The 22,767-nt window shown below is 45.7% G+C and carries 25 protein-coding genes and 1 tRNA gene; 9 read left to right on the plus strand and 17 right to left on the minus strand.

All coding sequences use genetic code 11. The features are described from left to right. The first annotated feature begins 126 nt into the window (after nt 1–126). Entirely contained in the window at nt 127–1,062 is a 936-nt protein-coding gene (locus tag LY387_RS12485; protein WP_234494346.1) for an SPFH domain-containing protein, read from the plus strand. Then, a complete protein-coding gene (locus tag LY387_RS12490; RefSeq protein ID WP_197058802.1) occupies nt 1,059–1,511 on the plus strand; it encodes an NfeD family protein in 453 nt (150 codons plus the stop codon). Before LY387_RS12485 ends, LY387_RS12490 begins: the two co-directional genes overlap by 4 nt. Nucleotides 1,512–1,544: 33 nt before the next feature. On the opposite strand, the gene LY387_RS12495 is transcribed toward LY387_RS12490, so the two are convergent. From LY387_RS12495 to LY387_RS12515, 5 genes are all read right to left on the minus strand, one after another. Beyond that, nucleotides 1,545–1,865, minus strand: a complete 321-nt coding sequence (locus LY387_RS12495; protein WP_234494347.1) for a hypothetical protein — start codon at nt 1,863–1,865, stop codon at nt 1,545–1,547. Between the two features lie 74 nt (nt 1,866–1,939). Beyond that, nucleotides 1,940–3,136, minus strand: a complete 1,197-nt coding sequence (locus tag LY387_RS12500) for a DEAD/DEAH box helicase (RefSeq protein ID WP_234494348.1) — start codon at nt 3,134–3,136, stop codon at nt 1,940–1,942. Nucleotides 3,137–3,215: 79 nt separating this feature from the next. After that, nucleotides 3,216–4,097, minus strand: coding sequence for a hypothetical protein (locus LY387_RS12505; protein WP_234494349.1), 882 nt, complete (start codon nt 4,095–4,097; stop codon nt 3,216–3,218). Continuing rightward, complete coding sequence (locus LY387_RS12510) at nt 4,087–4,710, minus strand: DUF1007 family protein (RefSeq protein WP_234494350.1); 624 nt, start codon at nt 4,708–4,710, stop codon at nt 4,087–4,089. The genes LY387_RS12505 and LY387_RS12510 overlap by 11 nt, the downstream gene beginning before the upstream one ends. A 401-nt stretch (nt 4,711–5,111) precedes the next feature. Then, nucleotides 5,112–5,495, minus strand: coding sequence for a hypothetical protein (locus tag LY387_RS12515; RefSeq protein WP_234494351.1), 384 nt, complete (start codon nt 5,493–5,495; stop codon nt 5,112–5,114). 426 nt (nt 5,496–5,921) lie between these two features. Here LY387_RS12515 and LY387_RS12520 point away from each other — a divergent pair, with 426 nt between their 5' ends. Next, nucleotides 5,922–6,275 (plus strand): hypothetical protein, encoded by a 354-nt coding sequence (locus LY387_RS12520; protein ID WP_234494352.1) that lies wholly within the window; start codon nt 5,922–5,924, stop codon nt 6,273–6,275. Nucleotides 6,276–7,005: 730 nt separating this feature from the next. Here the strand turns inward: LY387_RS12520 and LY387_RS12525 are convergent. Continuing rightward, a complete protein-coding gene (locus tag LY387_RS12525) occupies nt 7,006–7,446 on the minus strand; it encodes a hypothetical protein (protein ID WP_234494353.1) in 441 nt (146 codons plus the stop codon). Nucleotides 7,447–8,066: 620 nt separating this feature from the next. After that, nucleotides 8,067–8,143, minus strand: a tRNA-Arg gene (locus tag LY387_RS12530). Between the two features lie 205 nt (nt 8,144–8,348). On the opposite strand from LY387_RS12530, the gene folD reads away from it, so the two are divergent. Together folD and LY387_RS12540 are read left to right on the plus strand one after the other, a co-directional pair. Further along, complete coding sequence (gene folD / locus LY387_RS12535; protein ID WP_234494354.1) at nt 8,349–9,212, plus strand: bifunctional methylenetetrahydrofolate dehydrogenase/methenyltetrahydrofolate cyclohydrolase FolD; 864 nt, start codon at nt 8,349–8,351, stop codon at nt 9,210–9,212. Nucleotides 9,213–9,433: 221 nt separating this feature from the next. Then, nucleotides 9,434–9,685, plus strand: a complete 252-nt coding sequence (locus LY387_RS12540) for an HPr family phosphocarrier protein (RefSeq protein WP_234494355.1) — start codon at nt 9,434–9,436, stop codon at nt 9,683–9,685. 80 nt (nt 9,686–9,765) lie between these two features. Here the strand turns inward: LY387_RS12540 and LY387_RS12545 are convergent, their stop codons facing one another. Next, nucleotides 9,766–10,743: a lytic murein transglycosylase gene (locus tag LY387_RS12545; protein ID WP_234494356.1), complete on the minus strand. Its 978-nt coding sequence runs from the start codon at nt 10,741–10,743 to the stop codon at nt 9,766–9,768. A gap of 24 nt (nt 10,744–10,767) precedes the next feature. Next, complete coding sequence (locus LY387_RS12550) at nt 10,768–11,043, minus strand: YcgL domain-containing protein (protein WP_042476452.1); 276 nt, start codon at nt 11,041–11,043, stop codon at nt 10,768–10,770. 216 nt (nt 11,044–11,259) lie between these two features. Here LY387_RS12550 and minC point away from each other — a divergent pair, with 216 nt between their 5' ends. From minC to minE, 3 genes are read left to right on the plus strand one after another with little or no spacing between them, the layout of a single operon-like run. Then, the gene (gene minC / locus LY387_RS12555; RefSeq protein WP_234494357.1) at nt 11,260–11,922 is read left to right on the plus strand and encodes a septum site-determining protein MinC; all 663 of its coding nucleotides are present in this window, start codon (nt 11,260–11,262) and stop codon (nt 11,920–11,922) included. A gap of 20 nt (nt 11,923–11,942) precedes the next feature. Then, nucleotides 11,943–12,755 (plus strand): septum site-determining protein MinD, encoded by an 813-nt coding sequence (gene minD / locus LY387_RS12560; RefSeq protein WP_042476445.1) that lies wholly within the window; start codon nt 11,943–11,945, stop codon nt 12,753–12,755. A 3-nt stretch (nt 12,756–12,758) separates the two neighbouring features. Beyond that, entirely contained in the window at nt 12,759–13,022 is a 264-nt protein-coding gene (gene minE / locus LY387_RS12565) for a cell division topological specificity factor MinE (RefSeq protein WP_042476441.1), read from the plus strand. A gap of 46 nt (nt 13,023–13,068) precedes the next feature. Here the strand turns inward: minE and rnd are convergent, their stop codons facing one another. The 7 genes from rnd to LY387_RS12600 form a co-directional block, all read right to left on the minus strand. Beyond that, on the minus strand, nt 13,069–14,190 hold the full coding sequence (gene rnd / locus LY387_RS12570; protein WP_234494358.1) for a ribonuclease D: 1,122 nt from the start codon (nt 14,188–14,190) through the stop codon (nt 13,069–13,071). Between the two features lie 72 nt (nt 14,191–14,262). Then, entirely contained in the window at nt 14,263–15,963 is a 1,701-nt protein-coding gene (gene fadD, locus LY387_RS12575; protein WP_234494359.1) for a long-chain-fatty-acid--CoA ligase FadD, read from the minus strand. 166 nt (nt 15,964–16,129) lie between these two features. Beyond that, nucleotides 16,130–16,996, minus strand: a complete 867-nt coding sequence (locus LY387_RS12580) for an alpha/beta fold hydrolase (RefSeq protein ID WP_234494360.1) — start codon at nt 16,994–16,996, stop codon at nt 16,130–16,132. Between the two features lie 2 nt (nt 16,997–16,998). Beyond that, a complete protein-coding gene (locus tag LY387_RS12585) occupies nt 16,999–17,553 on the minus strand; it encodes a Slp family lipoprotein (protein WP_042476439.1) in 555 nt (184 codons plus the stop codon). Nucleotides 17,554–17,608: 55 nt separating this feature from the next. Continuing rightward, nucleotides 17,609–17,926 carry a hypothetical protein gene (locus LY387_RS12590; RefSeq protein WP_042476436.1) on the minus strand — a complete coding sequence of 106 codons (318 nt, stop codon included), beginning with the start codon at nt 17,924–17,926 and terminating at the stop codon, nt 17,609–17,611. 41 nt (nt 17,927–17,967) lie between these two features. Beyond that, the gene (tsaB, locus tag LY387_RS12595; RefSeq protein WP_234494361.1) at nt 17,968–18,669 is read right to left on the minus strand and encodes a tRNA (adenosine(37)-N6)-threonylcarbamoyltransferase complex dimerization subunit type 1 TsaB; all 702 of its coding nucleotides are present in this window, start codon (nt 18,667–18,669) and stop codon (nt 17,968–17,970) included. Beyond that, on the minus strand, nt 18,670–20,628 hold the full coding sequence (locus tag LY387_RS12600; RefSeq protein ID WP_234494362.1) for an ATP-dependent DNA helicase: 1,959 nt from the start codon (nt 20,626–20,628) through the stop codon (nt 18,670–18,672). Nucleotides 20,629–20,968: 340 nt separating this feature from the next. Here LY387_RS12600 and purU point away from each other — a divergent pair, with 340 nt between their 5' ends. Further along, nucleotides 20,969–21,802, plus strand: a complete 834-nt coding sequence (purU, locus tag LY387_RS12605; RefSeq protein ID WP_234494363.1) for a formyltetrahydrofolate deformylase — start codon at nt 20,969–20,971, stop codon at nt 21,800–21,802. An 80-nt stretch (nt 21,803–21,882) separates the two neighbouring features. On the opposite strand, the gene LY387_RS12610 is transcribed toward purU, so the two are convergent. Then, the gene (locus tag LY387_RS12610; RefSeq protein ID WP_234494364.1) at nt 21,883–22,704 is read right to left on the minus strand and encodes a hypothetical protein; all 822 of its coding nucleotides are present in this window, start codon (nt 22,702–22,704) and stop codon (nt 21,883–21,885) included. Between the last annotated feature and the right edge of the window lie 63 nt (nt 22,705–22,767).

Here is a 22,767-nt window from a genome sequence, read left to right on the forward strand (position 1 = left end):
TTGCGTATAAACTGCTGATACATTTGATAATTATCAATCGCAAAAATACACTTCATTACACATAAATGTCTCAACTAAACTGTATACTATTGAGAAGAAGTACATTTTTAATACAGGGAAATTGTCATGGCTATTGATGCAATGATCACCATTGGCGGGTTTATACTCGTTGCCGTTGTCTTTATCGTCGCAGGTGTAAAAACCGTTCCGCAAGGTAACAACTGGACCGTAGAACGATTTGGGCGCTACACCCATACCCTCAAACCAGGCTTAAACCTCATCATCCCCTTCATCGACAGTGTGGGTAACAAAGTCAACATGATGGAGCGAGTACTGGACATTCCACCGCAAGAAGTCATCTCACGGGACAATGCGAATGTCGTGATTGACGCCGTCTGTTTCGTCCAAGTTGTCGATGCTGCAAAAGCGGCTTATGAAGTCAACGACCTAGAGCATGCGATCCGCAATCTAACCCTAACCAACATGCGTACCGTGCTTGGCTCTATGGAGCTCGATGAAATGCTCAGCCAACGCGATTCAATCAATACAAAACTGCTATCCATCGTCGATGAAGCAACTAACCCTTGGGGTGTGAAGGTAACCCGCATTGAAATCCGCGACGTTCAGCCACCAGCAGACCTAACAGCAGCGATGAATGCGCAGATGAAAGCCGAGCGTAACAAACGTGCTGAGATCCTTGAAGCTGAAGGGGTTCGTCAAGCAGAGATCCTTCGCGCTGAAGGTCAGAAACAAGCGGAGATCCTCAAGGCAGAAGGTGACAAGCAGGCTGCTATACTTCAAGCAGAGGCTCGCGAACGTGCCGCCGAGGCCGAGGCAAGGGCAACGGAAATGGTATCGAATGCGATTGCACAGGGTGACATGCAGGCGGTCAACTACTTCGTCGCTCAAGGCTATACCGATGCTCTGAAATCTATCGGGCAAGCTGAAAATGGCAAGATCATTATGCTACCACTAGAGGCGACGGGGCTAATGGGATCCATTGCTGGCGTTGCCGAAATGTTTAATCAGTCCAAGGCAAGCAACAAAGAGGATAAAGCGTGATTGAATTACTCAGCCAAGTTAACTACTGGCACTGGTTAGCACTAGGATTACTTCTGCTTTGCGGTGAACTGCTTGGCACGGCTGGGTATATGTTGTGGCTTGGTATCTCCGCGATGCTGGTCGGTATCGTGTTGGCGTTTGTTCCTATCAGCTGGCAGCTACAATGGGTGAGCTTTGGTGTATTCTCTCTCGCACTCACCTGGCTCTGGTGGCGTAAGCAGCACAAGGTCGATAAACGCTCCGATCAACAGCGAGACCTTAACCAAAAAGACAAACAGCTTCTCGGTCAAACGACCATTTTAGAAGAAGATATCAACCGCGGAAAATGCCGTATCAAACTTGGCGACACCTCGTGGTCAGCATACAGTGACCAGCCTTTGCCCTCGGGCACTATGGTCAAAGTGATAGATGTTGATGGCATCACGCTACTCATTGAGAAAGTCGACTAACCGCTTTTTAGAGCTCCTAGTATCTGGGAGCTCTTACTCTATAAGCGTGTAGGAATACGTTTTACCTTTGGCTTTGAGACTACTCAAAGTTTGTCCCACACAACTATTTTTCGTGCTTTTGCTCGCTGCAGACACCAACCCTTTTCTATCCAGTTTAACAAACTGCTTCCCATCGCTACTTCGATAATAGACACTTTTATTCTCATTCTGATATTCGACAGAAAGGGTTAAAGCACCCGGGCGATATGGCTGACCGACCTCGCAAACTATGATGTCAGGAAAGCCTTCAAACACGTCAGCAAAACTGAATTGTGATGCGCTACAAAGAGCGAATATGGTGAGAAATCGTCGCACATATCCTCCGCTGTTTACTTGGAATAACAATAACCTAGTAAACAGCGGTGAAAAGTCTTCTCTTTTGGAAGGAATTAATCTTGTTTTGGCTCGCGCTTGTGCTTCGGCACATAGTTCAGAATAGAGATAGGTACCGGTTTTCTCGGGATGAAACCCTCAATCTCAACGCGCTCCAGAAGGTGTCCTAGTCGACTTTCAATCATACATAGATTCTTGAAGTTATCTTTAGACACCAGAGACACCGCTTCACCTGCAGCATCAGCGCGACCGGTACGGCCGATTCGATGCACATACTCATCGGCAGGGTACGGGAGATCATAGTTGATAACGACAGGCAGGTTCTCAATATCAATACCGCGAGCGGCAACACCCGTTGCGACTAGATATTGGATCTCACCTGCTTTAAACGACTCAATCAGTTGCTGACGGACCTTTTGATTACGCCCACTGTGGAAAGCTTCCGCTGCAATGCCGCGTTTCTCTAGTTGGCTAACAAGTTTGGCCGCACCGTGTTTGGTCTCGATAAAAATCAACGCCTGCTTCCAATCGTTAGTTTGCAACATGTGGCTAAGTAACGATGACTTCATATCTTTATCGACGGTCACGATCCACTGCTTGATGTTGCTTTTCGAGGCACTATGTTTGGTAATCGAGATCTCTTCCGGATCGCGAATCGCCGATCTCGCTAACTCCCTAACTGGATTCGAAAGCGTGGCAGAGAACAAAAGGTTCTGTGCATCTTCTGGTACACGAGCGATGATTTTGTTGATGGCATCGATAAAGCCCATATCAAGCATCTTATCGGCTTCATCCAGCACTAAAACTTGCAGCTCATCAAAATGAATAGCGCGCTGACCATAAAGGTCAATCAAACGACCCGGCGTGGCCACAACAATATCCACACCATCAATCAGAGCTTGCTTCTGCGGCGCGTAATCAACACCACCAAACATGGCCATCGACTTAAGTGATAAATGTTGTGCGTAAGCCTCAATGCTTTGATTAACCTGCAGTGCGAGTTCACGGGTTGGAGTGAGGATAATCGCACGCGCGCGTTTTTTACGCTGCGTTTCACCTTGGCTCAGCATTTCAAGAATCGGCAAAACAAAGCTTGCGGTTTTACCCGTGCCAGTTTGCGCCGCCGCAATCAGGTTTTCACCTTTTAGGACAATCGGGATCGCTTTCGTTTGAATCGTGGTTGGCTTTTGGTAGCCAAGCGATGCTACTGCATCAAGAATAGGTTGGCTTAAGCCGAGTTTAGAAAAAGACATCACGAGTTCTCTTTATCAAGATGAAGACCCGCGCATTCTATAGAGCTTGAGATTGATGCACAATGTTATTGACGTTTAATCACAATATCGGCGAGACCTGAAGGTGACCCGTGGTCCAAAATACCCACCCTACCAGTAAATAAAACGTCGCCAGCAAAACTCGTTTGCTTGCATCGCGCCAGAAACAGCGCTGTGGCGCTTGTGTCGATGCAGAAAAGCGCTCAGAGGAGTAATCCAGCACTTTGCGACTGGTAAAGACCACGACGACTAAAGCGAGAAAGCTTCCCAAAAAACTGCAAACAACAAGAGCTGCGGCCAAGCTCCAGTTAAACCAAAGCAACGTAAATAGCGCGATAAGCGACGTGCTCGTGCATGGTCTAAGTCCATACAAGAAGAGCCCTACTAGTGACGACTGTTCGCTAGGCGTACTGGTGGTCTCCTTCGCATTAGAGCGAAGCCACTGCTTTATCAATGCCACGATGAGCAATACGAGTAAGTACCCACCAAATAACTTCATGGCAACGCCAACCCATTGATTGATTGAAGATACGTAGCCGAGTGACTGCCGATAGCCTAACGATAATACTTGGTTCGCGGCAATTACGACGCCTGCAGTGACCACACCTTGCATCACATTAAGTAGCAAGCAAGTACCGACAATCTTTGGCTTGCTGATCGACTCTGCTGATACAAGAAAAACTACTGCGCTTTTACCATGTCCTGGACCAAGGGAATGAACAAAACCGTACACAAAAGTAAACAAACACGTCAGTACTAGAGCCGTTCTGTCGCCTGTATCAATAAGATCGAAATAGTCAGATAAGCCTGAAAGCAACGTTCTTTGCGTAGTGACTAAGTACTGCCTGATAACATTCAGCTCGTTCACGACGCTGACCACCACAATCAATAACAGTGCGGCACCAACAAAAAAAAACCAGCGTTGCTTTGCGCTATGATCCACAGGATAGACTCACTCTTTGGCTAAAGTGACTGCCGAGATCATCATCACCAACATCATCGACACCAAGCGACATCGCATAATCAATGATGTCTTGAGAAGGGGTTGGCGTGATTAACTCGTACTGACAGTGTGGATTGAGGGTTTCCCCTAAAGAAATAGTCGATCTATTTTGCCAAGAAATATCGATGTAATAAGTGTTATCAAACACTTGGATATCCAACTCTTCCTTGGTCAAATCTACGTTTCTCGATAACGGCAGGGTAAAGTTCAGCACCATTCGCCGCCCTTGCCTGCTCAGTGAATACACTTCGGGAAGTCTAAATTTCAGTGGTGCGTTATTCGTATACAGGTAGGTAAAGTAGTGAGTGTTCAATAGATTCCGCATCAATCTTAACGCTTCCTTATGAGCACTCTCCTCATTATCAAAAACCGAGAAATCCCCATCAAGCGCATACGCACTTGAGAATGGGTCAAAGGTCCATGTCATCGTCAAACTCTCTACTTCAGTGCCGTCACCGTTTACCTTCAATTCATTGCCGATCCATGAATGAGGGTGTGCGTGAGAGAAGGCAGAGAAAAGCACAAGGAGCAGTAAAGAAAAATAACGCCGCATAGAATGAATCTCTTGAAATTAGAGCAGTGCTGTCTTGTAAGCACTAGGATAATAACAATAATCGTTATGTTATATCATTTCAAAAGTAACAGTAAAACATTGATATTGTCAGAAGATGCTAATCAGTTCTTAAGGCAATTGGATGCAGACAAAATACGAAGACTAAACGACAAATACGCGATAGTGACTTTGTTTTAAACTAGTGATGAGGTCGACTTGAGAAAGCCTGATAGAAAAAAGAGGGAGAAAATGGCACACCCGATTCGAACCTACGCCCCCCCTTAGAAGCGAGTATCGATAGGAACCATACAGTTCATGCGTTTAATAGCTTGTCACTTCACGAGTGAGACGTGATTGTAAGACAGTACTACTGTAGCTGTGAAGAGTGTCCCACTCGAAAGCTAACTAAAGTTTGCCTTACAGCGTTTATAGTTCTCTTGACCTGTACCGATCCACATAACCTCACCATTCTCTTTGTATTTTAAGAACTTATATTGAAATGTTTTGTATCTAGGGTCATATGACCAAAAGTACATATCACCGTTGTCAGCAATGTTGTATTCCATTGTTATAACGCCGTTCTCGTCTTCCGTCATTGGCTTGATGACTTCTAGCTCAAAGGTACTGCCATAACTTACCATTTTATCATCCGTATAAATGAAACTATGAATCTCCGTTGGGTCCCAATACTCATCAAGCTGACAACTAATCTGAGCTGTAGTGTAAGTTTTCGCTAACGTCACGCTTGGTAGTAATAGGCAGAAGATAGTTAAGTGTTTTTTCATAAGAGTTACCTAAAATTATTAATGTCTGATTGAACTTATATGTACTTTGAATCGCTTTAGCAATGCTAGTCGATAAGGTCTACTTTACACATAAGTACGACTGCCCAAGCCCCAGATGCTTTGTGTTATTATATACTCAGTATGTACCAGAAAACTGAAACCCACATGATAAAACCTACCTTGTTAGCACTGCTCTCATTATCAGTAGCTGCATGTGCAAACACTTCTCATGTCATCGACCAAGAACCAACGAGTTACATAGTTGGAAGGAAAATAATCTCGATTTATAACCCTATTCCAGATGGAAAATACGCACAGTTTTACGACTGGGGAAGAGAGTATGCACGGATGTATTCTCAGCTTGGACGGTGCTCAAATAAAAATGTTCTTCAAGGGAAGTTTATTGAACGTATCAAGATTTCATCTATGGCTGTAGGTAAGGACCAATACAATCAAATAATGTGGGCAATGCGTGACCAAGCAAATCAATTGGCACAACATGCAAATCAGCTCAATTCCGAACTGCTGCATGAATATTACAGCGAACTAAGTACGCAAGAATGTAGTTTGTTGGAGAACACAGCCGACTACATGGTGTTCGATTCTCTGGACTACGCTCTCAAATGGAGACAGAGCATCGGAGACGATGTAACTCTTGAAAAGTGGAAGGTTTACCCCGTATTCGCCAATCAACTAGGCAATGTCTCATTTGATGACAGAGGATACGTAGTTCGAGACACTTTCGGTAACATCCGATTTACTAACAATCTGTCAGACTAAGTCACTACAACATCGCCTCAAAACAGTATAAAAAAATATCGGCATCCTCTTTTGATGCCGATAACCAAAATTAAACAAGCTCCCCTGAGAGCTTCCGCTGCACAGCCTTTTCTCATATTCCAAACACTCTCGCCAAACTAAAAGACTGCCAATGGCACACTGTTTGGGTTGGCTCATGTATCTACTAATTCGTCGCAGAACTCCAGTTAACAAGACTCGAAGGCCACAGAAGCAGTTAAATCTATGCTACCTATAAGGATGAAAAGTGAAATATATAAAAGTGTTGTGTGAAATCTTGCTGATGGTGAGTCTATTGCTACTATGCTAAAAAAACATCGCTACAATCCACAATAGAGGCGCTAAGGCAAGCTCCTCCGTTTAAAAGCTAGCATGTTAGTTTCAATCATTCTGATATATAAGGCAAGATAGTATCTCGACACCTCTCCTTCAGGCATTCAAGCTCATTTTGTAATCTTCGTTTATACTCCCTCCGCATCAACAACTTGTAATTGAAGTACACAGATTCTGTTGAGTAACTCGAGTTTACTCATGAAACCTCACAGGTTGAATCGAACGTAATCATAAATTTTTTTCTGTGTTTGAAGTATTTCTAAGTCATATCCACCAGTTCGACCACTAATAGAATTCAGTTGGTCTATCATCTTGAACTGAGTTCCGAGATGGGCGAATAGCAAAACAGCAATTAGTGCCAATAGTTTGTTCGTCATGATTACAATGTCTTCATACAGCTAAGGTCACTCATCATGTACTTTGCAGCATCCTCTTTGTTGAGGTTATACACCTCCATATATGCAGGGAGCCAATTGGCAGCAGTGTCCGCAGAGTTCTCAATATAATTCTCTGGCACACCATTTATGGTCTGGTTGATAGACACTGCAATTAAATGTCCTTTCTTGTAAAACTCATCTCCTTGAATACCATGAAGAACCATACACATCATTGATACGCCATTAGTGAAGTTAACCTTGTCTTGGTCTAACTCCTCGCCCCTGCGCTTCTGCTCAGCAAATAAATCTATATATTCTCCGTACTGCTTGACCTGTTCTACTACATCAGCAGCCGTCATTTCTTTGCCGTTTTGTACACCATCTTGAGCCATGACTGGCAGGTTCACAGCCATAACTAATAAGCCAATATTAAAAATTTTCATGTTTAATCTCTCTGAATACTCCTCACTGTTTATGAGAAAGACATTGATTGATAGAGTCCTGGCAGATTTCAGTCTCCGATGAAAACAAACCATACAATAAAAGCAACATAATCGATTATCGCTTTTGTAGGCCGCGATCCATCCAAACAATGAAGAAGCCTAGGGAGCGTTCTGGAGTAACATCCAATGATGGGTATAGAGAGGAAAGATTAAGACAATGTACAAGCACTTACTCATAGTAACTTCACGCCAAAGTTGATAAAAATCATGTGGTTACTATTAACTCTTCATGCTAACGCAGTTCCTCCAACTGAACCTGATTTATCTTTCTTCTGTCGCTTGTGGAAATATTTGAGTTCATGTTGTGGAGGAATTATTTGCTTACTCACACAAAATCATTTCAACTATGTGCTTTGGGCAATATTTAAGTATACAGAGTTAACTTGTGAATTATAGAGCTTCTGGAATGGAGTATTTTCTATCAGTTTAGGGATAGGGAGTAGTACGACGTGGGTATCAAAATTCAAATACCTGTCCACTCAAGGGGGTGAAAAGGGACAGTGACGCTAAAAAGCAAAAGTCCCGATAACTCATTGAATTATCGGGACTTTCTAAATAAATGGCACGCCCTGTAGGATTCGAACCTACGACCACATCCTTAGAAGGGACGTGCTCTATCCAGCTGAGCTAAGGGCGCGCTATAGGGAAAGGATTATACGAGTTAGGAGAGGTAAATCAATGGCTTTATTGCCTAGAGCGGTTTAAACGCCCAAAAAAAAGTCAACATATCAGCAAAAGACGAAAAACCCACCGATGCAAACGTTTGCGTTGTAGCTTTTGAAATAGTTTTCTGGGACAATGCACACAAAAATAACAGTCAATTAACTTTCTCAAGGAAAATTATGTCTGCTCAAAACATTGATGGGAAACTCATTTCTCAAACTGTACGCTCAGAAGTTGCCGCTCGTGTTAAAGCGAGAACGGATGCAGGACTTCGAGCGCCGGGGTTAGCGGTTGTATTAGTGGGTGAAGACCCAGCCTCGCAAGTTTATGTGGGTAGCAAACGCCGTGCGTGTGAAGAAGTTGGTTTTGTGTCTAAGTCGTACGACTTGCCTGCTAGCGCAACAGAAGAACAGCTTCTGAGCCTTGTTGACGAACTGAATAATGACCCTGAAGTCGATGGCATCTTGGTACAGCTACCATTGCCTGCAGGTATCGACACGACGCATGTACTAGAGCGCATCATTCCAGAAAAAGATGTCGATGGCTTCCACCCCTATAATGTGGGTCGATTAGCACAGCGCATTCCTAAGTTACGCTCGTGCACGCCAAAAGGCATTATCACTCTCCTTGATCGTTACAACATTCAACTTCGTGGTAAACACGCTGTGATTGTGGGTGCATCGAACATTGTGGGTCGCCCTATGACACTAGAACTATTGCTAGCAGGCTGCACTACGACGACATGCCACCGATTCACTAAAGACCTCGAAAGCCATGTACGCCAAGCTGACGTGGTCGTGGTTGCAGTTGGTAAGCCAAACTTTGTTCCTGGCCACTGGATCAAGAAAGGCGCTGTTGTGGTCGATGTAGGTATCAACCGTTTGGAAAATGGCACCTTGGTTGGCGACGTTGAGTACGATGTAGCAAAAGAAAACGCGAGCTTCATTACTCCAGTTCCTGGCGGTGTTGGCCCAATGACGGTAGCGAGTCTGATTGAGAATACTATGATTGCTTGTGAGCAATTTCATACCGCTAAAAAGTAATCTTAATGAGTGAGGGAGTTCGCTCCCTTACTATCCCTCCGCCCCTTGTCGCACACTCTTTCCTCTTTACAATCATACAGATAACGTTAACCCCCTCTCATTTTGTACTGATACTTTCTTACCTATTAGCAACTTTACTTCTTCGTCACAGATTTCAAACCGCATGTTCGGTACAAACAACCTCAGAAGAGAATCAATCGAATAACGAGGAGATGTACCCCATGTATAAGAAAAACGCATTGATCACAGCAGAGAGCGGCTTACACACAAGGCCGGCAGCGCAGTTCGTTAAAGAAGCAAAAAAATACTCAGAAGATATCGAGATCGTGTCTAAGGGTAAGACGGCTACGGCTAAGAATTTGTTCAAGTTGCAGACATTGCAGCTAGTGAAAGGCACTGAAGTGACGGTTCAGTCATCCAACAGGCAAGCCGTTGATGAACTGGCAAGCTTCTTAGAGAAAGTGACCGGCTAGCAGATAGTAAAACTAAGCGCCCATGCACGCGGCCTGAGTGCATGGGCGCTTTTTCATTTTATGTACAATGAGAGAGAGCGTTAATCCATCGCGATTCGGTCAGCAAGGTGGCTGACAGCCAAAGCGAAGTAATACGAACGATTCCACTTCATCAACACGTTATAGTTGTTATACACCAAATAAACTCGACCATTCTCGTCATCAGGCATAATAAGCCAAGCTTTAATGTCTTCATCAAGCTGAGGCAAGGGGCGACCGTCGTATCGTGTCACACCGAGCTTGCTCCACTCTTGCAAGAACTTGCCTTTTTCAGGGTCGCGCCCCTGAAGCTCAGGAGAAAACCCTTTAGGAACTTTGACTTGTCGTCCCCAAGTGTATTGATCATCCCAGCCAGATTTCGCTAAGTAGTTAGCGGTTGACGCGAAGACATCGGCTTCACTGTCCCAGATGTCTTTCTTGCCATCGCCATTACCATCAGCAGCAAAGTTCAGGAACGAACTCGGCATGAACTGGCTTTGCCCCATTGCGCCAGCCCAAGACCCTTTCATGTCTTTAGGTGCAATATGACCTTGTTCTAGAATGGTCAGCGCAGCTAGAGCCTCACTGCGGAAGAAGGCTTCTCTTCGTCCTTCATACGCCATGGTTGATAACGCATCAATGACTCGATAGTTACCAGTAAAGCGACCAAAGTTACTTTCAACGCCCCACAATGCGACGATAAAGCGCGGCTGGACGCCATATTCGTCACCAATGCGTTTCAGCTCAGCGTAATGTTTGTTGTGAAGCTCTTTCGCTTGCTTCACTTTCCAATCCGGCACCGCTCTTGGTATGTACTCATCCAAAGTCAGTCTTTTCTCAGGCTGGTTACGGTCGGCTTTCACCGCTCTGGGCTTATATTCCACACCAGCAAAGGCCTCTGTTAAGATTTGCTCAGAGATTCCTTGCTCTCGAGCCTCTTGCTTGAGACCCGCGACATATTCCTCGAAGGATTCCTTTTGTTGCGCGACTGCGCTTGTGGCTAGGCTTGCCCCTAGCATCAGTGACAATATCTTTTTCACCGTGCCCTCCCCTGAGCAGTCGGATTATTTCTGTTGAGCTTTCTGCTCTTTGTATTTATCCAGTAAGTTTTCTGGCGGTGGTGGTAATTGTAAGAAAAAGCCCTCTTCGTTAATCGACGTTTTGACCTTCTCAACATCGACCAACGCCAGCGTACGGCCAGCAAGGTTAACCACCATGACAAACTGAGGTCTGCCAAACATGTCCATCAACGCTTCTGGTACTGGAGTAAAGTCGTCTTTCTTTGCGATGTACAGGTATGCCCCGTCTTTTTTAGTGCTTTTATAGATTGAACAAAGCATGGTTGTATCTCTTATCGTTACGTATCTTCTCAAGTAGAAGAAATAATTCGGTTAGTTTATGGAAAATTGAGAGTTAATTATCCATTTGAGAGCAAGATAGCTTGCTGTATCTAATGTTGAAATATAACATGATTATTCCCAAGTAACCTCTAGATACGTTTACATTGGCATAACCTAATCAATAGCAATGTCATTGGCACAAGGATTTGATCATCAATGTCTCAATCCCCAGATCTGAAAGGCAGTAGCTTCACCTTATCGGTGTTGCATCTTTCTGACAACGATGTTTCCAAAGCAGTTCAATTTTTACAACAAAAAGTCTCTCAAGCCCCGACATTTTTCGCCTCGGCACCCGTGGTGATCAATGTTAGTCAGGTAGATGGCGATATTAACTTTATCGACCTAAAACTGGGCGTAGAAGAGATAGGTATGATTCCTGTTGGCGTTACCGGCTGCCAAGATAAGCGCCTGCAAAACCTCGCGTCAGAAGCAGGGTTTGCGGTCATGACGGCAAGTAAAGCACCTTCTCAAGCCCCCGCTAAAATGGAACCAACCAAAATTGTCCGCAACCCAGTTCGATCTGGGCAACAAATCTATGCTAAAAACAGTGACCTTGTCATATTAAGCCATGTGAGTGCGGGCGCCGAAGTTATCGCCGATGGCACCATTCATATCCATGGCACATTACGAGGCAGAGCAATCGCAGGAGCAAGTGGCTCACGCGATGCAAAAATTCTCTGCAGCGACTTACAAGCTGAACTAGTCTCCATAGCAGGAAACTACTGGCTCAGCGATCAGATTGAACGTGAATACTGGGGTAAAAAGGTGCTATTCGGTATGACCGATGACCAACTCGATTTCGAGATCCTCACGATTTAGAATTTAAAGGAAAACAATTAATGGCACGCATTATTGTGGTAACGTCGGGTAAAGGCGGCGTAGGTAAGACGACCTCGAGCGCGGCAATCGCGTCAGGACTGGCACTAAAAGGCAAGAAAACGGCCGTTATCGACTTCGATATCGGTCTTCGTAACCTAGACCTTATCATGGGTTGTGAACGTCGCGTGGTTTACGATTTTGTCAATGTTATCAATGGCGAAGCAACGCTAAATCAAGCACTTATCAAAGATAAGCGTACTGATAATCTGTTCATCCTACCTGCCTCACAAACTCGTGATAAAGATGCGCTGACCAAAGACGGTGTACGTCGTGTATTGGACGATCTCGATGAAATGGGTTTTGACTTCGTAATCTGTGATTCACCTGCAGGTATTGAGCAAGGTGCATTGATGGCGCTGTACTTCGCGGACGAAGCGATTGTAACCACCAACCCAGAAGTCTCCTCGGTTCGCGACTCAGACCGCATTCTTGGCATCCTAGACTCGAAGTCTCGCCGCGCTGAAGAAGGCAAAGAGCCGGTTAAACAGCACCTATTGTTAACTCGTTACAACCCTGCACGAGTAACACAAGGCGAAATGCTGTCTGTCGAAGACGTGGAAGAGATCCTACACATTTCACTGCTTGGTGTTATTCCAGAAAGCCAAGCGGTACTCAATGCCTCTAACAAAGGTGTGCCAGTCATTTTTGATGATGAGTCTGATGCAGGTATGGCGTACTCAGACACCGTTGATCGTCTACTCGGTGAGCAAGTCGACTTCCGCTTCTTAACAGAGCAGAAGAAAGGTATCTTCAAACGTCTATTCGGGGGGTAAGCTATGTCTCTACTTGAGTTTTTCCGCCCACAGAAGAAGACCTCAGCAAACCTAGCAAAAGAACGTTTGCAAATCATCGTTGCAGAGAGACGCAGTGAAGGCTCGCCTTCTCCGTCTTACTTACCGCAGTTAAAGGAAGATATCCTTAAGGTGATCGCGAAATATGTCGATGTTGATCCGTCTATGGTGGATTTGTCATTCGAACATAAAGACGATGACATTTCGGTTCTTGAGCTCAACGTGCAGCTTCCAGAAGACGAAAAGTAATGCAAAAAAGGCTCGCAATCGCGAGCCTTTCTTCTTTTAGCTGAGTCTATACATCCATAACCTGGTCTAGCTGACGACCAAACAGCTCAAGACGCCACCCTTGCATCACATCTGGAAGCTTGGCTGGATCGCGCTGATGCTTCCAAACCCAAGAAAGGTATTGGTTAAGCTGCTTTTTGGACGCTAAAAACTCTGTCGCTAATCCGCTGTGCTGAGCCGCCTTCTTCACTTCGTCTTTCAGCTTTTTAAACACTTGCTTGTAGCTTGGGAAATCCATCAAGCGTTCAATTTTCTCTGGATAATCTTCTTCTGGCGTTTGCTGCGCACGCTTGACGATAGCGGCAATACGTTCACCATGACGACGAATAGCTCTAGGGTCGATGCCCTCTTGCTCCATCTGTTTTGGCTTTTTCAGGCCATGACGTGCTACCGTCCATAGCTCTTGTTCTTTGATAATGAAGTTCAAAGCTAAGTCACGTTTAAGTGCTTCATTGAAGCGCCATGTCGCCAGCGGTTTCAGTACAGCGAGCTGCTTTCGCTTGAGCTGCCACGCGCCTTTGATATCTAGATAGGCTTTCTCAGGGTTCGGAGTTTTGCCGCGCTTTTGCATCAGCAAATCAGACTCTTGCTGAGCCGCTTCCCACCACTCTTTGGCTTCCACTTTAGCAAATAGCTTAAAGTACAGTGGCCACAGGTAGTACACGTCCGCCGCAGCGTAATCGAGCTGCTTGTCAGTCAGTGGACGGGCTACCCAATCGGCACGCGATTCACTCTTATCAAGCTCAACATCAAGATACTCTTGAACAAGAGTAGCAAAGCCCGTTGATAAACCGTGACCAAGAAATGCGGCCATGATCTGCGTATCCACCATTGGGTAAGGCATGCAATCAAAGCTGTTCGCGAACACCTCAAGGTCTTCGCCGCAAGCGTGCAGAACCTTTAATACTGACGTGTCCTTCAAGAGCTCGATGAAAGGGGTGAAATCACTGATAGTAAGTGGGTCAATAAGTGACAACTGTTCGCCGTCATAAAGCTGAATCAATCCAAGCTTTGGGTAGTAAGTACGAATGCGCACAAACTCAGTGTCCAACATCACGACATCGGATTCTCGAGCCTTGCTGCATACCGACTCTAGCTCGGCAAACTCTGTTACTATTTGGAATTCCACTCAATCTCTCTTTATAAAAAATGCCAGCTTTGCGGGCTGGCATTTTAGCACTGATTGTAATCAAACGTTAACTTAAACTGTCTTCTCTGAGGTTTTCATCAGTTTTGCATCGTTTTCTTCGCGCAACACGCGACGTAGAATCTTACCAACGTTGGTTTTTGGCAGATCTTCTCTAAATTCAACGCGTTTCGGGATCTTATAGCCCGTCAAGTGTTGACGACAATGCTCGATGACCTCTTCTTTCGTCAGAGAGTTGTCTTTCTTAACGATGAAAATCTTAACGATCTCACCCGAGGCTTCGTTCGCCTCACCAATCGCTGCGACCTCGAGTACCTTGTCATTCAAGGCAACAACGTCTTCAATTTCATTTGGATAAACGTTGAAGCCCGACACCAAAATCATATCTTTCTTGCGGTCGACGATATGCAAAAATCCTTCGTCGTCGAACTCAACAATATCACCTGTTGATAGCCAACCCTCTTGATTGATCACCTCTTTGGTCGCTTCCGCACGCTGCCAATAGCCTTGCATCACCTGAGGGCCACGAACCTGGAGTTCGCCTTTACCATCGCCCTCAACTGGATTGCCTTCTTCATCAACAATACGTACTTCTGTAGAAGGAACAGGAAGACCAATTGACCCGTTATATTCAACTAAATCATGTGGATAAGCGGCAACGAGAGGCGAGCACTCCGTTAGACCATAACCTTCTAAAAGCAAACAGCCAGTGGTTTTCTTCCACTGCTCAGCAACGGCACGTTGAACCGCCATACCACCGCCCACTGCCAGCCTTAGTCCACGGAAATCCAACTCATGGAAATCTTCATTGTTAAGCAAAGCATTAAACAGGGTGTTTACCCCGGTTATCGCAGTGAATGGGTATTTTTGTAGCTCTTTCACAAAGCCTGGAATGTCACGTGGGTTGGTAATCAGTAGGTTTTGACCACCCATTTCAATGAACAGCAGACAGTTCACTGTAAGTGCAAATACGTGATAGAGCGGCAGTGCCGTTACTACAAACTCACGTCCTTCATACAATACTGGCGCATACATGCCCTTCGCCTGCATCACGTTGGCAATCATATTGCGATGAGTCAGGATCGCGCCTTTAGCGACACCTGTCGTACCACCGGTATATTGCAAAAACGCAATATCATCACCCGTCATAAAGGGCTTGACGTATTGTAGGCGGCGACCTTTATGGAGTGCCTTCTTAAAAGAAATCGCGCCTGGTAAGTCGTACTTAGGCACCATGCCCTTTACGTACTTCACAACGAAATCAACAATCGTCCCTTTCGCTGTTGGCAGCATTTGTCCTAGGCTGGTCAGCACCACGTGCTTGATCGGCGTCTTATCTACAACCTGCTCTAGAGTGTTAGCAAAGTTAGACACGATAACGATAGCTTTCGCATCGGCATCATTCAGCTGATGCTCTAGTTCACGAGGGGTATAAAGTGGGTTTACGTTGACCGCAATAAGGCCGGCTCTAAGCACACCAAATAGCGCAATTGGGTATTGCAGCAAGTTTGGCATCATGATCGCAACGCGATCGCCTTTTTGCAACTTGAGTTCATTTTGCAGGTACGCCGCAAACGCTCGGCTACGCTCTTCCAACTTACGGAACGTCATGACTGAGCCCATGTTCACAAACGCAGGTTGGTCTGCAAATTTATGAACCGACTGTTCGAACATCTCAACTAGAGAAGGGTACTGATCCGGATTGATGTGCTCAGGCACGTCACTTGGGTATCGAGAAAGCCAAGGTTTATCCACAATTCTACTCCTTGCGTGTAAGGTCACTCTTCCGTTTCATAGCCGTAGGCAGATTTCAGTGTTGTTTTAAAATATTGTTAACACTTTATGGGACTATGAATGTTTTATTATTCCTGCTATTACAACACAGCAGACCAGTTAGCGCACGAAAGACTCAAACACTTGTTTAATTTTTGTTAACTAGTCCAAGTATTAGTTCAAATACACTTTCTGGCGACTCAAGATGACAATGATGGTCACCCGCTACCCACTCAATTTGTGCTTTGGGCAACATCGCTAAACGCTCTTTATGTTGAAGATAGGCATAACCGCGCTCGCCCAAAATCACCAAGTGAGGTGTTTGAATAGCATCGACGATCGCCAGGGCATTCTGCTCCGCCATTCGATAGACAGACTCGCATTTGAGCTTGCTGTCATGACGCCAATACCATTTACCCTGCTCACAACGAAGATCGCGCTCTACGATCGGCAACACGGCAGACTCAGAAAGTTTTGTTGCTCTGATCCGCATGTTAATCGCGTCTTGTTTCGAAGGAATAGCTTTAGCGGTTTTACCACGCCAGCGCTCGCGGCTTTCAATGCCTTTTCTTAAGCGTTCAGCACTTAGCTGAGGTGATTCAGATAAAGGGATATGCGCTTCGATTTGAACTAAACCTGAGACTTTTTCAGGAAAGGCAGCACTATAGCAACTTGCGATCAATGCACCAAGTGAATGCCCCACTAGAAACACATCGACTGCGTGAAGTTTAATCAATATGCGGTGAAGATCATCAATATAGTCGTGAAAGTTATAGAAATGATGCGGACTCTTGTGGGAAGAGTGTCCATGCCCAGGTAAGTCTATGGCGACAACACGCCAATCGGGCGATTGTTTCTCAATCAGCGCAAGTAAAGCATGAAAACTGGCCGCATTGTCCATCCAACCATGAATAAAAACGACCGTCTTGGCGGTCGTTTTTCTGGCTTCGCGTTCAAGGTAGGCTATCGTCCTGTCGTCTATCTTGAGCGATTTTTCTTTAAAGGTGGAATCCAATCCTATTTAACCTCTTTGATCACTCGACCAGTGCTTGGTCCGCTGTGATAATAGAAACCATCGCAATAGTAGCCCCAGCATGACCCATAGCTGCCAAAGTCGCGATTAATGATTAAGCGTTCTTCAACTCGCCACAGGTAATTACCATAGGCATTAATAACCGGGAAGTCACCTTCATATTCGCCAATGCGCCCGCGCTCCATACCATCTTTGTAACCGCCAAAGGTGACTAAACGCCCTTGCGCGTAGGTGATAGGGTCAACAAACCCGTCTACATAGGCAATGAAGCGTCCATTTGGCTCTTCACTAATATCTGGCTTGCCATACTTGTCAATAGGTAGGTTAACAACTTCGATGCGAGTTCTATCGGCGAGATTTTTTACCGTGTCTATCACTCCACCCAAACGCACCTCGGTCTTGTCATTGGTATCAAGGACACCTTGATAAGTAGCAACCACATTCTCGTTGTTGGTCGCTAAGGTGTCAGGAAGGCTGCCACAGGCACTCAAAATGGCACTTAACGCCACAATACTACTGAGTTTCAGGAGTGTTTTCATAAATGGGGATACCTTAATTAAAGCAAGTTACAGTTAAAGCAAATAACTCTTATTATCATATATAGATATCGACACCAAGCAACTGTTCGAGTTCCTCTCTTTTGGCTCGATTCATAACATTCATATACTCTTCCAGAGCCTTTTTCGATCGACCCTCCGGGAGATCATACTGAACCTGAGCCTTTGCCATGTCAGCATCGGATAAATGCTTTACTGAATGCGCGACCGCTTGCGCCACTTTCGTGACCTGCGTCGATTGGCTGGTTGACTGCGAAGATTGAGATGTAGACGCTTTTGACACTGCCTTTTTTGCATTGGCTTTCTGTGTCTTGCGCTGATTGGGTATGGAAGGTAAGCCGTTAATCGAGACCATAATCAAGTTGGGCTAGTGCTGTGGACTAGCCCTCTCCTTCGTTACTCTCTGCCTGGCAGCTTTTTCCATGCAACAGTATCACGCAAATAAACTGGGCTAGCTTCTTCAGCTGGGACTGTGTTGCCCTTTGCTAACTCGAACTGAGCGAGATAAGCAATATCCTGTGCCTCTGGGTAGAGAACCTCTGAAGCTTGAGTGGTGATCGCCAGTGTTGATAGTGGTTCTGAGTATGCATCCCAACCTGTACCAGCGGTTGTCCATGTATGCTCGTCTGCCACGATATTTTCGACAAGAACACTCGGCGGAATGACTTGCTCTTGATCGACCTCTTGCCAATCTCCTGACTCTAGACGCTCAAAACGACCCCAATACACTTCGTTCATACGTGCATCGATAGCACTCGCTACGTTAGTTGCTTGGGCGATACGATAGGCCCCTTGCGCCATCGCTTTTAATGTCGAAATGCCGATCATCGGCAGATCTGCACCAAAACCCAAACCTTGCGCGATACCAATACAAATACGCACACCAGTAAAGCTACCTGGACCACGTGCAAACGCAAGCGCATCAAGATCAGTCAAGGTTAGATCTGCCTCTTTCAGCAGTTCATCTACCATTGGCAGTACTTTCTTAGTGTGGTCGCGCGGCGCGAGTTCACTGCGTGAGTATGTCTTGTCGCCAACTAGAAGCGCTACTGAGCAGTTTTCTGTTGCGGTATCGATAGCTAAGATTTTGTAAGTCATTTATTTCTCAATTTGTTCTTCTGCTGCACTCGGTGCTTCGCCTTGTGCTAAAAACGTTTTAATCACACCCAAGTCTCGAGTACGGGGAATCGGCGGGAGACTGGATAAGAAGGTCGCTCCATAGTCTCTGGTCACTAATCGGTTATCGCAAATAATCAGTGCGCCACGATCTTTTTGATCGCGTATCAAACGTCCAACGCCCTGCTTGAGCGTAATCACCGCATCGGGGATCTGAACCTGCTGAAATGGGTCTCCCCCTTGCAGTTTACAATCCTCGATCCGTGCTTTAAGTAACGGATCATCCGGTGCGGTAAACGGTAATTTGTCGATGATAACACAGCTCAAGGTGTCACCTCTAACATCTATTCCTTCCCAGAACGCCCCTGTTGCCACCAGCAAGGCGTTCCCAAGCTCCATAAACTCAGCCAGGGTTTTCTGCTTACTGGTTTCCCCCTGCAATAATACTGGCAGTGATAGTGTCTCTCGGAACTTCTCCCCAAGCTCCCGCATCATGCTGTGCGACGTGCACAAAAAGAAACAGCGCCCTTGGTTTTGCTCAATAACAGGGGTAAGCATTCTCACCAGCTTATCAGCCAGACCATTACTGTTTGGCTCTGGCAAGTAACGAGGCACACAGAGCCTTGCTTGGCTTGGATAATCAAACGGACTTGGTAATGAAAACTGCTGTTTGGGCACCAAGCCCAATCGAGAGGTGAAGTGACCAAAATCATCCGATACAGCGAGTGTGGCGGAGGTAAATATCCAAGCGCCCCCTTTCATCTCAACCTGCTCATGAAACTTATCGGCCACCGTTAAAGGGGTGATATGCAAACTGAAATGGCGCGGTGATGTGTCATACCAGTAGGAGTAGCCGGTAATCGTCACATCACAGACTCGCTCGATTCTGCCCTTTACGAGGTTCGCGCGCTCAAATGCAGTATCGAGAAGTTGACTACGGCCAAGGGCAAGCTTGAGTACATCAATCACGAAGTCCAAAGCATCTGTGAGTCTTTCCATCTCACGCTTAATACTTGGCGAAGCGATTGCATCTCGCCAGTTACCGCGAAAACCGGTATCACCAAGCACAATTCTCATATCCATCGCTGCTTGAGAGAGACGTTCCCCTGCTTTTTGCAGTTGACGCATATCTCTCGCTTCAGTGCGATAGCCTATCTCAATGTCCTTACACAGATCTTGGATCTGTCGGCTAGAAACTGATTGTCCAAAGTACTGACTAGCAATATCAGGGATCTGGTGAGCTTCATCGAAGATAAACACGTCAGCTTCTGGTATCAGTTCACCAAAGCCAGTCTCTTTGATCGCCAAGTCCGCCATAAACAAGTGATGGTTCACGACCACAACATCAGAATCAAGCGCTCGCCTTCTTGCCTTGAGTACAAAGCAATCCTCGTAACTCGGACACTCTTTGCCTAGGCAATTGTCATTGGTTGAGGTAATGGTCGGAATGATTGGGCTGTCTTCAGCAATGGCATCGCACTCACCTAAATCGCCTGACTTGGTCTCCGAAGACCAGGTTCGCACTTTAACCAGTTGGGAAAGCAGATCAGTTTGCGTTTCAGTAGTGTGGCTTTCGACCATTTGTCGACTCAGCCTATCCAAACACAAATAGTTAGAACGACCTTTCAGCAGTGACACTTTTCCATGAAAGCCCAAAGCTTCAACCATCAAAGGCAGATCTCGGTGGAACAGCTGCTCCTGCAGGTTTTTCGAGCCGGTACTGATGATCGTCTTTTTTCCACTCAGTAACGCAGGAACGAGATAAGCAAATGTCTTACCCGTACCTGTGCCCGCCTCGACAACCAGCTGCGTTTGATGCTCAATAGCTTCATCAACGGCATTCGCCATATCCAGCTGCGGTTGGCGTGGTTGAAACCCCGGTATGACCTGCCCTAGCGCACCATCAGAGGCAAACGCTTTGGTGATTGTTCGTGAACCCATTTGGTACCACTGCTAATAAAGAATGGGGGTAGTATACCCAAACCAACAGCAGTTAAAAAACCGATTTGATAGGGGTTAGGGCTGCTAGATTACATCGAAATCTGGCTTGCTAGAGCCTTTGTCACTAGCGCGGCAGACTTCTTTTGTTGAAACCTTGCTCAGAATAGATTAATAATGTCGGTTATATTGCGTACAACCTTAATAACACGCAGCAAAGATTAAATCCTCGAGTGAGCAAACCTCCAATGCCTTTCATTGAGTTGCATAATCACTGACACACCAAATAAATAGTTTGAGTGACCACGAGGTATGAATGACATTTTCACGGAAGCAGTAAATCATGGAAAAGAAGACCTTATTGACGCATTGCAACGATGCGCCAGGTTTGATCTCAAAGATCACTAACATCTGTTACAAACACCAGCTAAACATTATTCACAACAACGAATTTGTGGATAACACCAGCGGTCATTTCTTTATGCGTACCGAGCTTGAAGGTTACTTCAATGACGAGACCTTCTTAGCAGACCTAGACCACGCCCTTCCTGAAGGCACTAAACGCAGACTGGTAGATTCATCTCGTAAACGCATCGTGATCTTAGTGACCAAAGAAGCACATTGTCTTGGTGATATCCTGATGAAAAACTTCGATGGCAGCCTAGACGTCGAGATCGCGGCAGTTATCGGCAACTACGACATCCTCCAGGGATTAACAGAGAAGTTTGATATTCCGTATCACTGTGTGTCTCACGAAGGTCTTAGCCGCGAAGAGCACGAAGCAAAAATGTTGGAAGCCATTGACCAATACGAAGCAGACTACCTAGTGTTAGCTAAGTACATGCGCGTACTGACGCCGACTTTCGTTGAGAAGTACCATCACAAGATCATTAACATCCACCACAGTTTCTTGCCTGCCTTTATCGGCGCGAAACCTTATCAGCAAGCGTATGATCGCGGCGTTAAGATCATTGGTGCGACCGCTCACTTTGTTACCAACGACTTGGATGAAGGTCCGATCATTAAGCAAGACGTTATTCCTGTCGACCACAACTTCAGCGCTGCTGATATGGCACAAGCAGGTCGTGACGTAGAGAAGAATGTCCTATCTAAGGCGCTCAATAAAGTGGTTAACGATCACGTATTCGTCTACGGAAACAAAACAGTAATCTTGTAAATACCTATCTGATTTCATTAGATTAAAAAGCCCTTCTCATCTTGGCATGAAGGGCTTTTTCTCTTTCATAGCGTCGACATTTACTGGTAGGTATCACCTTTCGAGTAATCGACCTGATAGCCTAAGTCATCGAGCATCCCCAATGTCACCGGACCTATCAGGTTGCCATTTGCCATCAACTCTGCACTCATGTCTGGCACTGGGCGACCATTCTTATCGTAGCGTTTTTTGTCTTCACTCCACTTAGAGTCGTAAAGATGCCCACCGTCATCACTGATTGGCAGCTCACGATAGTCCACTTTGTATTGCTCATTAAAACGTTTTACCGCTTGACTATCGCGCACCATGAACACCTTACCGAGCTGCCCATCATGACGTGTGTAATCCATCGAATACGCACCGATGCCAAACACATGCCCCATTTCATGCAGAATATTGGCATTGAACTCCACCTGATCAAAGCCAGGTTCGTAGGTGTGACTGCCAATAAATACCGAGCCTTCGGTTGGGATTAAACGCCAATTAACGTCAATTTCAGCCTCTGGCCCCGCCATACCGTTGGCGTTATCCATAGGCACCACGTAGAAGTCAATATCAAGGCTGTGCTGATCGACCCCATCCACAGCAAGAATGACCTCTAGCCAGCGTTTTGATGCGGACAAATAGGGCTGAATGCGTGAATCGGTCCATTTGGCTTGCTGGCCGTCGTGAAGTGTTAGTTGATTACAGAAGTTGAGGTTAAGAGTGAGATGATCGTTGGTAACACTGCGAGATGCTTTGACATCACATTGAGGGTTATCGAAGTCAAATTCTTTGGCATGAAGAGCCACTGGCAAGCAAGACAACATCGCCGCAATACCAATAAGCCTTGTACTATCACCAACCACCTTGTTTAGATTCACGCGTCGTTTCCTTACAATCTGAATACATTCTTCAATTGTAGCTTGCCGACGCGCGTTCATTGG

The organism is Vibrio maritimus (assembly GCF_021441885.1).
GTDB lineage: Bacteria > Pseudomonadota > Gammaproteobacteria > Enterobacterales > Vibrionaceae > Vibrio > Vibrio maritimus_B.